The sequence below is a fragment of the Blautia massiliensis (ex Durand et al. 2017) genome (genome assembly GCF_051861785.1).
Taxonomy (GTDB): domain Bacteria; phylum Bacillota; class Clostridia; order Lachnospirales; family Lachnospiraceae; genus Blautia_A; species Blautia_A luti_A.
The window spans coordinates 96570-109620 of the sequence record NZ_CP146725.1; the positions used below are offsets into that span (position 1 = coordinate 96570).

16 protein-coding genes are annotated in these 13051 nt (G+C 43.5%); 1 reads left to right on the forward strand and 15 read right to left on the reverse strand.

Annotated elements, in window-relative coordinates; all coding sequences use genetic code 11:
• Positions 1 to 5: 5 nt before the first annotated feature.
• Genes V9W66_RS00535 through V9W66_RS00550 form a run of 4 tightly spaced genes read right to left on the reverse strand, consistent with a single transcriptional unit; the run spans position 6 to position 3583 of the window.
• Positions 6 to 758: a YlmH/Sll1252 family protein gene (locus V9W66_RS00535; RefSeq protein WP_144094361.1), complete on the reverse strand. Its 753-nt coding sequence runs from the start codon at positions 756 to 758 to the stop codon at positions 6 to 8.
• Positions 759 to 762: 4 nt separating this feature from the next.
• On the reverse strand, positions 763 to 1404 hold the full coding sequence (locus V9W66_RS00540; RefSeq protein WP_144094360.1) for a cell division protein SepF: 642 nt from the start codon (positions 1402 to 1404) through the stop codon (positions 763 to 765).
• A 24-nt stretch (positions 1405 to 1428) separates the two neighbouring features.
• A complete protein-coding gene (locus V9W66_RS00545) occupies positions 1429 to 2121 on the reverse strand; it encodes a YggS family pyridoxal phosphate-dependent enzyme (protein WP_144094359.1) in 693 nt (230 codons plus the stop codon).
• A gap of 19 nt (positions 2122 to 2140) precedes the next feature.
• A complete protein-coding gene (locus tag V9W66_RS00550) occupies positions 2141 to 3583 on the reverse strand; it encodes an HlyD family efflux transporter periplasmic adaptor subunit (protein ID WP_144100660.1) in 1443 nt (480 codons plus the stop codon).
• Between the two features lie 213 nt (positions 3584 to 3796).
• Between V9W66_RS00550 and lexA the strand changes: the two genes are divergently transcribed.
• A complete protein-coding gene (gene lexA / locus V9W66_RS00555; protein WP_015525162.1) occupies positions 3797 to 4417 on the forward strand; it encodes a transcriptional repressor LexA in 621 nt (206 codons plus the stop codon).
• A gap of 175 nt (positions 4418 to 4592) precedes the next feature.
• Here lexA and rsfS read toward each other — a convergent pair whose 3' ends face one another.
• From rsfS to V9W66_RS00610, 11 genes are all read right to left on the reverse strand, one after another.
• A complete protein-coding gene (gene rsfS, locus V9W66_RS00560; RefSeq protein ID WP_015525163.1) occupies positions 4593 to 4958 on the reverse strand; it encodes a ribosome silencing factor in 366 nt (121 codons plus the stop codon).
• Between the two features lie 6 nt (positions 4959 to 4964).
• Complete coding sequence (yqeK, locus tag V9W66_RS00565) at positions 4965 to 5579, reverse strand: bis(5'-nucleosyl)-tetraphosphatase (symmetrical) YqeK (protein WP_144094357.1); 615 nt, start codon at positions 5577 to 5579, stop codon at positions 4965 to 4967.
• Positions 5566 to 6207, reverse strand: a complete 642-nt coding sequence (nadD, locus tag V9W66_RS00570; RefSeq protein WP_144094356.1) for a nicotinate-nucleotide adenylyltransferase — start codon at positions 6205 to 6207, stop codon at positions 5566 to 5568. Before nadD ends, yqeK begins: the two co-directional genes overlap by 14 nt.
• Positions 6208 to 6223: 16 nt before the next feature.
• Positions 6224 to 6514: a ribosome assembly RNA-binding protein YhbY gene (yhbY, locus tag V9W66_RS00575; protein ID WP_144094355.1), complete on the reverse strand. Its 291-nt coding sequence runs from the start codon at positions 6512 to 6514 to the stop codon at positions 6224 to 6226.
• A gap of 11 nt (positions 6515 to 6525) precedes the next feature.
• Complete coding sequence (gene obgE, locus V9W66_RS00580; RefSeq protein WP_114001606.1) at positions 6526 to 7818, reverse strand: GTPase ObgE; 1293 nt, start codon at positions 7816 to 7818, stop codon at positions 6526 to 6528.
• A 64-nt stretch (positions 7819 to 7882) separates the two neighbouring features.
• On the reverse strand, positions 7883 to 8170 hold the full coding sequence (gene rpmA, locus V9W66_RS00585) for a 50S ribosomal protein L27 (protein ID WP_015525168.1): 288 nt from the start codon (positions 8168 to 8170) through the stop codon (positions 7883 to 7885).
• A gap of 5 nt (positions 8171 to 8175) precedes the next feature.
• Positions 8176 to 8496: a ribosomal-processing cysteine protease Prp gene (locus V9W66_RS00590; protein ID WP_015525169.1), complete on the reverse strand. Its 321-nt coding sequence runs from the start codon at positions 8494 to 8496 to the stop codon at positions 8176 to 8178.
• Between the two features lie 12 nt (positions 8497 to 8508).
• Entirely contained in the window at positions 8509 to 8814 is a 306-nt protein-coding gene (gene rplU / locus V9W66_RS00595; protein WP_015525170.1) for a 50S ribosomal protein L21, read from the reverse strand.
• A gap of 141 nt (positions 8815 to 8955) precedes the next feature.
• Positions 8956 to 10179 carry a ribonuclease E/G gene (locus tag V9W66_RS00600; protein WP_059085871.1) on the reverse strand — a complete coding sequence of 408 codons (1224 nt, stop codon included), beginning with the start codon at positions 10177 to 10179 and terminating at the stop codon, positions 8956 to 8958.
• Positions 10163 to 10879 (reverse strand): TIGR03936 family radical SAM-associated protein, encoded by a 717-nt coding sequence (locus V9W66_RS00605; protein ID WP_334292737.1) that lies wholly within the window; start codon positions 10877 to 10879, stop codon positions 10163 to 10165. Before V9W66_RS00605 ends, V9W66_RS00600 begins: the two co-directional genes overlap by 17 nt.
• A complete protein-coding gene (locus V9W66_RS00610; RefSeq protein ID WP_144094354.1) occupies positions 10854 to 12725 on the reverse strand; it encodes a TIGR03960 family B12-binding radical SAM protein in 1872 nt (623 codons plus the stop codon). Before V9W66_RS00610 ends, V9W66_RS00605 begins: the two co-directional genes overlap by 26 nt.
• Positions 12726 to 13051 lie beyond the last annotated feature (326 nt).

Genomic DNA, 13051 nt, shown 5'->3' on the forward strand with positions numbered 1-13051 from the left:
GCTGTTCAGATATAAAGCAGAATCCGTACCCCAAGACGTCCTTTTTTTGTCTGACGGGATACTCCATCATAAATAAAACGTCCCTTTTTCCGAACGGATATAATGTCTCCCTCTTTGGGCTCATAACCATTGGATGTGATCAGTTTTCCATTTACAAAAACAAGCCCTTCTTCAATACAATGCACAATACTGCTTCTGGAAGTCCCAAAAGCCAGTGCGATCAGAGAATCCAGGCGTACGGACGCACAGGTTCCACTAACTGGTTTCAGTTCCGGCCTCGGAAGATCACCCGGATCTTCTATCTTCGACGCCACAACTGTGGTATGTCTTACACGACACAGATTCTCCAGAAAAAAATCTGTCATCTGACGCAGACAAAAAAAACTCGCAGTATGATCTTCTGTAAGAATATCCCCAACAACACTCCTGTCAACCCCAAGATTCAGGATCGCTCCCAGATAATCCCGATGTGTCAGATCTTCTGAAAATTTCACTGCTTTTGGCTCAAGCCGGATACAATCAATGGGATAATCCCATGTAAAAGCAAGAGCATCAGGGTGAAAGGCTACCATCTGACGCTCTGCATTCTCATATCCGCCAAAACCTTCCGCTGTAACACCCAGCTTATGAAAATTCTGACTGTTTAAAATATTCCGTTCATTTAAATTAAGAAAATCCGTAAATGTGGTAATATCTCTCTGATAGGCCAGATTTGCCAGTTCACGGATTCTCTTAACAAAAAGTTCTTCTTTATCCATGAGGTTAATAACCCACTCTAACAGACGGCACAGAACCGCCAAGGATATTCTGAAGATCACCTGTAATATCTACATTATATGGTCCAAGTACAAAAATATAGCTGGATACCTGCTGAAGGCTTCCTCCAAGTGAATAACATGCACCAGAAGTAAAATCGATGATCCTCTGTGCAAGCTCCACATCGATTCCTTCAAGATTCAGGATCACGGTAGAATTATCGACCAGTGTATCCGCAATTTCTCTTGCTTCCTCCATGGTTGTAGGCTTGATCACACAAACTTCCATATTTGCAGCCTGGGAAGAACGCTTGCTTGTACGCATTGGGGTAATCTTGGAAGAAGGTGCCGGTCTGGAAATACGTTCCTGCCTTACCGGGGCCTTGGCTGCAGCTGTCTTTGCAGATGACTTGGCAACAGGTACCTTAACCGTTTCATCTTCCGGCTCATCCTCCAGAAAATCCTCTTCCTCGTCATTTTTTTTCTTGGAAAATTTCTCAAAAAATTTCTTCTTTGGTTTCTCTTCCATATCATCATCTTCATCGAGGAAATCGTCCTCATCCTCAAGAAGGCTATCATCTAACAATTCGTCATCGTCATAATCGTCGTTCAGTTTGATGGCATCTAAAAACTTGTCTAAAACGCCCATTTTAAATCTCCAATCTTATTAGTCTTATAATGCGTAATTTCTTGCACCAAAAATACCAGTGCCTACACGCACCATCGTAGCGCCCTCCTGCACAGCAACCATGTAATCTCCGGTCATTCCCATACTCAGAACACTCATAGTAACATTATTAATGTTTTTAGCAGCAATGTCAACACTTAATTTCTTAAGTTCACGGAAAATTTCGCGATTTTCCTCTGCATTATCAACATAGGGAGCAATTGTCATGAGCCCCTTTATCTGAATGTGTGAAAAATCTGAGATCTGTTCTATAAGCGGTACAACTTCTTCCGGTTTCAGACCAAATTTACTTTCTTCCTGCGCTACATTTACTTCTATAAGGATCGGAACAATAACCGCTTTTTTCGCTGCTTCTTTTTCAATCGTCTCGGCCAGGCGGAGCGAATCTACAGAATGGATCATTGCAACTTTATCCACAATATATTTTACTTTATTACGCTGAAGATGTCCGATCATATGCCATTTGACATCTGAAGGCATCTGATCATATTTATCCACGATCTCCTGCACTTTGTTCTCTCCAAAGACACGTGCTCCGGCATCATAAGCCTCCTTCAGCATCTCCACCGGTTTGGTTTTGCTTACTGCGATCAGTGTGACTTCCTTCGGATCTCTGTTAATTTTATTGCAGGATTCATTAATATTTTTCTGCACCTGTGCCAAATTTTCCGCTACCATGATATAAATCCTCCTTTAATTAGTAAAGTATATCCTGTTCACTTACTTTATCTGCATTTTTCACAATACGGTCATATCGGACAAGCCCATTATAGGTTTCCTTTGATACAACCGCATATTCCTCATTTTCATCCAGGATCTCGATCCGGCGGAATACCGCATATCCCTGATTGACACAGAAAACTCCCTCCAGAACTTCTGTATCTCCGATGATAAATTTTTCTCCACTATCCGGCTCAACAAGAGCATCGCCTTCTTTAAATTTATTCTTGTCTACGTAATAAATATAGCTTGTTTCCTGTGTTTTTTTGTCTGTGATCTCATCACGGCCATAGATACCGGCACTGACAAAGGTTGTCGTACTGTCGCCTTTTTTATTTCTGCCGGAAAGCATAAATCCGGATTGCTGTGTTTCATCATCCATTGTAAGATATTTGGAAGGTATTGCATAAAACTCCTTCGTTACGATAGAAGATAACGGGATCTTTAAACCTGTCACATTGTTCGTGACAAGTTCTATTTCCAGAAACCGGTCTGACGCATATCGGATCAGTCCCTTATTAAAATCAATCTTACCGTATTTAGCCCCATCGATCTCCATGATCGAAAAGTCTCCTGTCTGCGTCAGATCATCTTTCAGGAACTTGACGCGGATCGATGTACGCTCCTTCAGATTAGCAGCCTGCTTCTCACTTAAAGGGATCAAAAGACTCCAGCGTTCATCTGTAATGATCGTATAAATATCATCTCCGGCCTTTATCTGTCCATCTGTTTTCAGATCCGTTTCCTGATAGGAATTCTGATCAAAATCAGCAGCTGTGACATTATCAACGGTTTTGGTTTCATAGCCATCTGTAGAATACAGGATGATCCCGTCTGTCTGCGCACGGCGGATATTCGGATCACTGGAAACTATTGTTGTAACTGTGGCTTCCTCTCCATCTTCAGACGTCGTGCTTGCAGAAGAAGCTCCCGAACTGTCTGAAGCATACTGAAGGATGCTTCCATTGAGCTGATATTTAAAACTATAAGCACTGTTGAATTTGCTGGGATCAAATCCTTTGGAAAAGCTTTGCATATTACTGCGTATATCCGCCAGCTCCTCTCTGCTCAGAGAGGTTACATTGTCTGCAGATCTTGAACTGTTCAGGCTGTAGACAGCACCGTTGGCATTGATCTTGGTACCTTCCCTTGCGTAATATGTAACGTAACCGCCCGCATCTGCCTGCACTACGTTCTCTGTCATGATCGCCAGCCCTGTGTATGTCTCATTCATGGATAACGGACCGGAGAGAACCTGATAAGATTCCATATGAGAAGCTGTAAGATAAAGAATCACACTAAAGATCATATAGATAAAAATTGCTCCGAACATTACAGTTCCAATGTTCAGACCAAAAATTTTACGAAGCTTTGCTAAGAATCCCGGAGTTTTTCCGGAATGTACTTTATTATCCGGCAAATGAATGCCTCCTTTACATCGTTCATCTCTTAAAGTTCGTTTTATTGTAACATTTTATTTAAATGAATACAAGCTTTAAAACGTGCGAACATACTTTCCGAATATCCGTTTGCCATTTTTTCAAAAGTATGTTATACTATTCAAAATATAATTTCGTGATGCTGTCATATTATGGTCGACAGCAGATAAAACAACCCAGGGAGGTAAGTACACATGACATATGGCAGAATCAGTAAAAAGCAGCAGGAAATACTGGATTATATGAAAAATGAGATCCTTAACAGAGGTTTTCCGCCCTCCGTCCGTGAAATCTGTGAAGCAGTAAACCTGAAATCCACATCTTCCGTTCACTCCCATCTGGAAGCTCTGGAAAAAAACGGATATATCCGCAGAGATGCCACCAAACCCCGTGCGATCGAGATCATTGATGATAATTTCAATCTGGTCCGCCGCGAGGTTGTCAATGTTCCTCTTGTAGGCACTGTTGCTGCCGGACAGCCGATCCTGGCAGTGGAAAATATCGATGCTTACTTTCCGATCCCGGCTGAATATATGCCCAATGAACAAAGTTTCATGCTGACTGTCAAAGGCGACAGTATGATCAATGCAGGTATTTTTGATGGAGATCAGGTTCTTGTAAAGCAGCAGGCAACAGCAGAAAACGGCGACATGGTAGTTGCTCTGATCGATGATTCTGCAACAGTTAAGACTTTCTACAAAGAAAATGGTTATTATCGACTTCAGCCGGAGAACGACAATATGGAACCGATCATCATCACCGGTAATCTGCAGATCCTCGGCAAAGTATTTGGTGTATTTCGTTTCTTTTCATGAAAATATAAACAACAGATCCCAATGTAATGGGATCTAAAAAGAGAGATATCTTTAAGGTAGCTGTACAGCCCCACAAAGATATCTCTCTTTTCTTTTTCAGCAGAAAACTTCTGCTTTTTGATTTCTCCTTATTTAGTTCACATAATATTTTTACAGTAAACCAATATAACAAATTTTACTCATTCTCACCAAGAAATTCTTCCGCATCAAGAATCTTGCCGTCTCTCCAGATCCTCTCAAGATCGTAGAAAAGTCTGTTTTCCTCATCAAAGATATGGATGATCATATCACCGTAATCCATGAGGACCCAGCTGGAGTTTCTGGTTCCCTCGATCTGTTTTGCTTCATATCCGGCACGGCCAAGCATTTCATCTGCATTGTCAACCATTGCCTGTACCTGATTCTGGTTGGAAGCACTCGCGATCACAAAATAATCAGCGATCACGGAAACCTCATGGATATCAATGATCTTGATATCCTTTGCTTTTTTATCATCCAGTGCCTTGCAGGCGATCCGGACCATCTCTTTTTCGATACTCATAGAATTTTAATCCTCCTGTCTGTTGGCTGCATCCTGCATTTTTCTGTCATGGAGTTCTTTATAATAAACATAAGCATCCCTGGTCGTACTGTCGATTTCCTTGGGATTTTCCTCCAGATATTCCAGTGTATCCTTTAAAATCTCATACATACATTCATCCAGATCTTCAAAAGCAATCTTTCGCACCTTCGCAAGATTCGGAGCTTTGTCACGCATTGGTTCAATATAATCTGAAATATATACGATCTTCTCAAGAAGGCTCATTTCCGGTCTTCCTGTTGTATGATAAGTGATCGCTGTCAGGATCTCTTCGTCTTTGATATCATATTTACTGCTGGCCACATAAGCCCCCAGTTTGGCATGAAGAAGAAACGGATAATCCCTTTCAAAATCTGATACCGGAATATCATGCTGGCTGCACAGCTTCAGTTTCTTTTTATTAGGAATACACTTTGCACTGTCATGAAGAAGTCCTGCAGCCTGTGCATCCTCCAGATCATAATCATAAACCATAGCAAGCGCAGCACAAGTGTACATAACCCCCATTGTATGCTCAAATCTGGCCTCATCCAGATATTTGGAAAGTTTCTTTTTTATCTTGATAAAATCATATTTTCCCATCTGAATCATTTCCTTTATAGATATCGTTTTTCTCAATATAGGAAATCACAGGCTGGGGAACATAATAGCGGAGACTCTGCCCGCTTTCATGCCAGGAACGGAGCAGCTCACTGGAAACATCAATATTCATGGTATCCAGTCGAATAAAATTCCCGTTATACTTCTGTGACAGAAGTTGCATCTGCTGATCAAGTTCCTTCAATGGAGTATGATCTCTGGTTGCCACTACCAGTACTGCTTCCTGACAAATGCGTTCCGGTTCCATCCAGGTATCAAAATTAAAAAGCGAATCTGCACCGATGATAAAATAATACTCTGTGTCCGGATTCGCTTTATTCAGCTGTTCCAGAGTCCGGTAAGTATACGTATAGCCTTCCTCATGCATCTCGATCAGAGACAGCTCAAAGTGAGGATTATCCTCTATGGCAAGACGGACCATTTCCGCACGCTGTTCATCTGTCGCTCTGCCCTTCCGGTTCCGTTTATGAGGTGGATTTCCGCAGGGCATGAACAAAACTTTATCAAGCTCAAGCTGTTCATAGGCTTTTTCTCCCAGAATCAAATGCCCCATATGAATGGGATCAAAAGTACCACCCATGATTCCTATTTTTTTTGTTGCTTTGCTCATTTATAACCTCCCGAGATTACGGAAGAATGATTTTTTTCTTGTCCTTTTTACCTTCTCTGTAGAGAACGATCTTTTTACCGATCACCTGTACTACCTGAGATCTTGTTCTCTCTGCAAGAACCTGTGCCATTTCACGTGGATCCTCCAGACAGTTCTGAAGAACGCTGATCTTGATCAGCTCTCTTGCTGCAAGAGTTTCCTCAACAGCAGCGGTATTTTCAGGAGTAAGACCACCCTTGCCAAGCTGAAGGATCGGATCCATTGTCATGGCAAGGCCTTTTAAATATGCTCTCTGCTTACTTGTCATTGTCATACCTCTTATTTATAATAATCAAAATCAAAGCCATACATACGAACCGTATCGCCTTCCTGGATACCGGCTTTTTCCAGTTCCTCCAGGATACCGCCCTCTTTCAGGAATTTCTGGAAGAAGGCAAATCCCTTCTCAGAATCCAGATTTGTATAGCCAAGCATTTTTTCAATCTTAGGACCTTCCACAAGGAATACTTCCGGATCTTCCTCGCTGCGCTCCACAGTAAACGGAAGATTTTCATTTACAAGAACATCTTCCGGGAAGAATTCCTGTTCAAACACTACCGGTTTCATCGGGCTCTTATCCAGAAGCTCTTTCACATGGAAAAGGAGTTCTCTGACACCCTGCCCGGTAACGGCTGAGATTGGATAAACCGAAATACCCTGTGGCTCAAACTCTGCTTTCAGTTGATCAATAGGGCTTTCTTCGCCATCATCAAAAATACAGTCAATCTTGTTGGCTGCGATCACCTGCGGTCTTGCTGCAATTTCCGGATTGTAGGCCTCCAGTTCTTTATTGATCTTGTGGATATCCTCCACTGGATCACGACCTTCTACGGAAGCGGCATCTACAATGTGGATGATAACTCGTGTACGCTCAATATGACGGAGGAATTCATGTCCAAGCCCCACACCTTCCGATGCACCTTCGATCAGTCCCGGGATATCAGCGATAACAAAGCCGCCGTTATCAGTATCTACAACTCCAAGATTCGGACTCAACGTTGTGAAATGATAGTTGGCGATCTTCGGCTGTGCATTTGTCACACGGGAAAGGAAGGTAGATTTACCAACATTCGGAAATCCTACCAGACCAACATCTGCGATTACTTTAAGCTCAAGGAGAACCTCAAGTTCCTGAGCCGGCTGTCCAGGCTGGGCATATTTCGGTACCTGCATGGTAGCTGTTGCATAGTGCTGATTGCCTTTTCCACCACGACCGCCTTTTAATACGATCTGTCTGCGATTCTCACCGGACATATCCGCGATGACCTTGCCGGATTCCGCATCCATGATCACCGTACCTTCCGGAACCTTCAGGACCACATCCTTACCGTCTGCACCATGGCAGCGTTTTTTACCGCCTTCCTGGCCATCCTCAGCTTTATATTTTCTTCTGTGTCTGTAGTCTCCGAGAGTATTCTGGCCCTCGTCGATCTCAAAAATCACATCACCGCCACGGCCACCATCGCCGCCATCCGGCCCGCCATTGGGTACATACAGCTCACGTCGGAAGCTTACATGTCCGTCGCCGCCTTTACCGGAGCGGATAATGATCCTTGCTCTATCTGCAAACATATTACACCTCTATTCCAAAAAAAGGCTCCAAACCGGATCGATTTGAAGCCTTTTACCTATTTCATTACTCTGCGTCTACAGGAACGATAGAAACCTGTTTCTTATCGCGACCTTTTCTTGTGAATCTTACGACTCCGTCTGTAAGTGCAAATAAAGTATAGTCTTTACCGCAGCCTACGTTTTCACCTGGGTGAATCTTGGTTCCGCGCTGTCTGTAAAGAATGTTTCCGGCTTTTACAAACTGTCCGTCTGCTCTTTTCGCACCTAATCTCTTTGACTCGGAATCACGACCGTTCTTTGTAGAACCAACTCCCTTTTTATGTGCGAATAACTGAAGGTTCATCTTCATCATTGTTGTTACACCTCCTTGACTTTTACTGTCAAATATCGATTGTTATAACTACCAGCAATTTCCGTCAGACCGAGAAGTAAGGAATCCATAAGGAGCATCCCCCGTTCAGAAAGATCATTTCTGAAATGAATGGAAACAAATCCATCCTTTTCCTGCACATCAAATTTATCATCTGTGAATTTCTCAAGAGAATTCACCGTGGTAATGATCAGTGCAGATACCGCAGCACAGACAATATCCTGTCCGGCTTCTGCATAACCGGCATGTCCCTTCGAAATAAATTCTTCGTAAGATCCGTTTTTCTTTCTGACTTTAATTGTAATCATGATGACACCAGATTAACCGTTAATCTTTTCGATCTTAACCTTGGTGTACTGCTGTCTGTGTCCGTTTTTCTTGTGATATCCAGTTTTGCGTTTGTATTTGTAAACGATGACCTTGCGATTTTTACCGTTTTCAACTACAGAAGCGGTAACACTGGCATCTTTTACATCCTCGCCAACCTTTAATCCGTCATTGCTGACTGCGATCACGTTGTCAAATGTTACGGTTTCACCAGCTTCTACACCGAGCTTTTCAACTTTAATTACGTCACCCTCGGCAACCTTGTACTGTTTACCACCTGTTGCAATAATTGCGTACATCTGTGGCACCTCCTAATTATTTACTCGCCAAATTCGGTGGCTTCTGTTCTGAAACCGAAGCTCTTTAACCTCTTTGTGCGGCATACTCGATTATCATAACAGTGACATACTGTTATGTCAATAGTTTTTTTGACATTTTTATTATTTTTTTGTAAGCTCCCGAATGTCCTCGATCACCGGACGTCTTACTTTCTTTCTGGTCATTTCCAGGATATGCAATGGTGTGATATCAATAGCCCTGCTCTTTATCGGATCCTTTCTGAGAAGCTTCTGTAAAACATGAAAGAGTTCATCTCTGTGATCCGGATTTTCCATGTTGATAAAATCGATCAGAATAATACCGGAGAGATTACGAAGCCTCAGCTGCCGGCCGATCTCCGCAGCCGCTTCCAGATTGATCTTGCGGAAGGTTTCTTCCATTTTCTTCTTTCCGGTATATTTTCCACTGTTTACATCAATGGACACAAAAGCCTCCGTCTGCTGGATCACCAGAAATCCGCCGCTGTTCAGCCATACTTTTTCTTTCTGGATCGCATCCAGTGCAGTTTCCACTCGATACAGCTTATAAAGCGGAAGAAGTTTGTCCTGATAAAAACGAAGCTTTTCTTTAAGCTCCGGGCTGATCTCTTCCAGATATCCCAGGATCATTTCTCTGATTTCCGGCACATCGGTAATGATCTCATCCAGATCACGACCATAAGCATCCCTTACAGCAGCCACATAAAATGGTTCTGTCTCCAGTACAAGGCTGAAACAGGTACGGTTCCGTCCCTGAACTACGGCTTTATGGTAGCGGCCCTTCAGCCACTCCAGTTCCTTCAGGATCTCTTCTTTGGAAGCGTCTGCGGCATTGGTCCGGACAATGATACCGAATTCCTTATCCGGACGCTCTGCTTCCTCTTTCAGCCATCCGCTGAGGCGATGGCGATCTTCCAGTGCCAGCTTGGAAGACAGACCAAACTTTTTATCGCCTGTAGTGAGAACAAGATATCTTCCCGTAAAATTCAGATTGGATGTCAGTGCCGGAAGTTTTCCCTTCATGGCATCCCTGCTTACCTGAACCAGAAGCTCATCCCCAGGCCGCAACGGTCCGTTTCCTTTTCTTCCTGCGGAAAAAACAGCTCTCTGTGCCTCCGCAAGAGAATAGTAGCATCTCTTTCCAGGCTCGATCTGCACAAAAGCCGCCTGGATATTGGATGCGATATTTTCGACCTGTCCGGTGTATATATTTCCAAGAATGGATTTTTCCTGATCGGATTCCAGTCGGATCTCAACGATCCGTTCCTCCTCCGAAAGAGCCGCTACTGTACAGGGCACACCATGGATCTCCATTCTTGTTATGATCAGTTTACTCAATTTCCTCACCTAATGATTCCAGAGTCACAAAACGTGGGCTTGCATTTTCTCCTTTATCGGCATACATTTCCAGACGTTTCACTGTGAAGGCAAATTCCGGAAGTTCTTCTCCAATCCAGTGGAAAAAGGTGTTTGTTACCATCTCCGGCTTCGTATAATTAGAGCTTGCAGATGCCAGCATATAAAAGAACCCATTCTCTCTTACTTCCATTTTATAGATATTCGGACGAAGATCGATCTCCTTTTCGCTGCGCTTGGTCTGCTTGGTCACTTTGATCTCCGGCTGTGCCAGAAATTCTTTCACACGGCTTTTCCAGTCAATAGAAGGCTCTTTGCCCGGACGGAACTCCACAAGATAATCTGCTGCTGCCACCAGTGCCATCGCTTTACCCGCTTTTCCATCCTCTACCTTGCGGACGCTAACGATATGCATCCCCTCTGCCATCTGTTCCTCCAGACGGGCTGCGATCTCTGCAGTCGGCATATCTTCTGCCATTTCCAGGTCAAAATAATCTCCGAGACTCTCCATCCCCACTCCAAGTGGAACCGCAAAAGACATGATCATATGCGGGCTGTATCCACCGGAAAAAGCTACCGGAAGCTCTGCCCGACGAAGTGCTTTCTGGAAATAACGCATGGTATCCAGATGTCCCACAAACTTCATAGGACCCTCTTTGCTGAATTTAATTCTTACCTTCAAGGCAGACACCTCCCTTAAATTTCATAGCTCCACATGCGGAACATTTCTGACGGCAGTTTTCCGTCACAACACCCTCTTTTGCACGCTGCCATTCACGCTCCAGGAATCTGCGGCTGACACCGGTATCAATGAAATCCCATGGAAGGATCTCATCCAGGCTTCTTTCACGAAGTGTGTAGAATGTCATATCCACTCCGCATTCAGCCATAGCTTCCTTCCAGATATCATAATCAAAATTTTCTGTCCAGGCATCGTAAAGGGCACCTTTTTCATAAGCCTTCAGGATCACATCCGCGCATCGTCTGTCCCCGCGTGCGAGAAATCCTTCCAGAGCTGTTACATCCGGTTCATGCCAGTTATAACGGATACTTCTCTGATTCAGCTGGGCGCGGACTTCATTTTTAACCACCTTGGCTTTTTCCACAAAATCCTGCTCTGTATACATTGGTGCCCACTGAAATGGGGTAAACGGCTTCGGCACAAAGAAAGATGTGCTGACGTTGATCTGAACCTTACCTTTACGCTGTTCTTTCGGAACTACCTCATAATAGGTCTCTGCGATCTTCTGTGCCAGATGAGCAATTCCCTTCATATCGTCTTCTGTTTCTGTGGGAAGACCGAGCATAAAGTAAAGCTTCACCTGATTCCAGCCACCCTTGAATGCTTCGCCCGCACCATGGAGGATCACTTCCTCTGTCAGACCTTTGTTGATAACGTCACGAAGTCGCTGAGAACCGGCCTCCGGAGCAAAAGTCAGGCTGCTTTTCTTTACATCCTGCACTTTACTCATAACATCCAGTGCAAACGCATCGATCCTGAGAGATGGTAAGGAAATATTAACAGCCTTTCCATGAAACTCTTCGATCAGGAAGTTCACCAGTTCTTTCAGCTGGGAATAGTCACTGGAGCTTAAGGAACTAAGGGAAATCTCTTCGTGTCCTGTATTTTTCAGCATGATACGCGCCGATTCCTTCAAAGTCTCCACATCACGTTCACGGGTCGGACGATAGATCATACCTGCCTGGCAGAAACGACAGCCTCGAATGCATCCTCTCTGGATCTCAAGAGTTACACGATCCTGTGTTGCCTTAATGTGAGGAACGACCGGTGCCTCCACAGCACGATATTCCTTTTCCATATCAATGATCAGCTGTTTCTGGACCTTCTCAGGAACATCATCCGCCGTCGGTGCAAAGGATGCGATCGTACCATCTTCTTTATAGGTAACTTCATAGAGAGACGGAACATAAATTCCAGGAATCTTAGCTGCTGCCAGAAGGAAATCTCTCCTGATGCCTCCAGCCTTTTTATTGGCCTTGTATGCATCAAAAAGTGCATCATAAACCGTTTCCCCTTCTCCGATATAAAACATATCAAAAAAAGGTGCCAGCGGCTCCGGATTATACGCACAGGCACCGCCACCGATCACAATAGGGAAATCCTCACCACGGTTTGCGCTTTTCAGCGGAATACCACTGAGATCCAGTACCTGGAGGATATTGGTATAACACATTTCATAACCAAGAGTAATTCCAAGAAAATCAAAATCACGGATCGGCTCCTGGGACTCCAGTGCAAATAACGGGATATTCTGTTCCCTCATCACTTTATCCAGATCCGGCCACGGAGAAAAAAGGCGCTCACACCAAACATCCTCACGCTGGTTGAACATGTTGTAGAGGATCATCATACCGAGGTTGGACATGCCGATTTCGTAGACATCCGGGAAGCACATTGCAAAACGAATTTCTACCTCATTTTTATCTTTCATTACAGAGTTGACTTCGCCGCCAATATAGCGGGCAGCTTTATCAACTTTGAGCAAAATTTCATCACTTAATGCTAATTTTCTCATTCTATTCCTTTCCAAAATTAGTAATATTTCACAAAGAATTTAAAGATATAAAATTCAGTGAAACATCAAAAATGTTTATATTTGTAAGCCAATTCTTGTGTAAAAAGTTGCTATAAAATGGTGCCCAAAACCCCGTTTGGTCAAAAATGGACATTTTTTCAGCTTGCCAACAACAGTTATCATTACCCTCAAACAGTTAATATCCTGCGGATTTTCGCGAACTTATCGTAAAGAAAAATGGCATTTTGTATATTAAAATACAATGCAATGCCAAATATCACTAATAGCACAAAATTGACATACCTTCTCCCTATTATAATCATCTA

Coding starts and splice junctions, on each gene's coding strand:
- V9W66_RS00535 (WP_144094361.1), bottom strand. CDS start 758: ATGGATAAAGAAGAACTTTTTGTTAAGAGAATCCGTGAACTGGCAAAT.
- V9W66_RS00540 (WP_144094360.1), bottom strand. CDS start 1,404: ATGGGCGTTTTAGACAAGTTTTTAGATGCCATCAAACTGAACGACGAT.
- V9W66_RS00545 (WP_144094359.1), bottom strand. CDS start 2,121: ATGGTAGCGGAAAATTTGGCACAGGTGCAGAAAAATATTAATGAATCC.
- lexA (WP_015525162.1), top strand. CDS start 3,797: ATGACATATGGCAGAATCAGTAAAAAGCAGCAGGAAATACTGGATTAT.
- rsfS (WP_015525163.1), bottom strand. CDS start 4,958: ATGAGTATCGAAAAAGAGATGGTCCGGATCGCCTGCAAGGCACTGGAT.
- yqeK (WP_144094357.1), bottom strand. CDS start 5,579: ATGGGAAAATATGATTTTATCAAGATAAAAAAGAAACTTTCCAAATAT.
- nadD (WP_144094356.1), bottom strand. CDS start 6,207: ATGAGCAAAGCAACAAAAAAAATAGGAATCATGGGTGGTACTTTTGAT.
- yhbY (WP_144094355.1), bottom strand. CDS start 6,514: ATGACAAGTAAGCAGAGAGCATATTTAAAAGGCCTTGCCATGACAATG.
- obgE (WP_114001606.1), bottom strand. CDS start 7,818: ATGTTTGCAGATAGAGCAAGGATCATTATCCGCTCCGGTAAAGGCGGC.
- rpmA (WP_015525168.1), bottom strand. CDS start 8,170: ATGATGAAGATGAACCTTCAGTTATTCGCACATAAAAAGGGAGTTGGT.
- V9W66_RS00590 (WP_015525169.1), bottom strand. CDS start 8,496: ATGATTACAATTAAAGTCAGAAAGAAAAACGGATCTTACGAAGAATTT.
- rplU (WP_015525170.1), bottom strand. CDS start 8,814: ATGTACGCAATTATTGCAACAGGTGGTAAACAGTACAAGGTTGCCGAG.
- V9W66_RS00610 (WP_144094354.1), bottom strand. CDS start 12,725: ATGAGAAAATTAGCATTAAGTGATGAAATTTTGCTCAAAGTTGATAAA.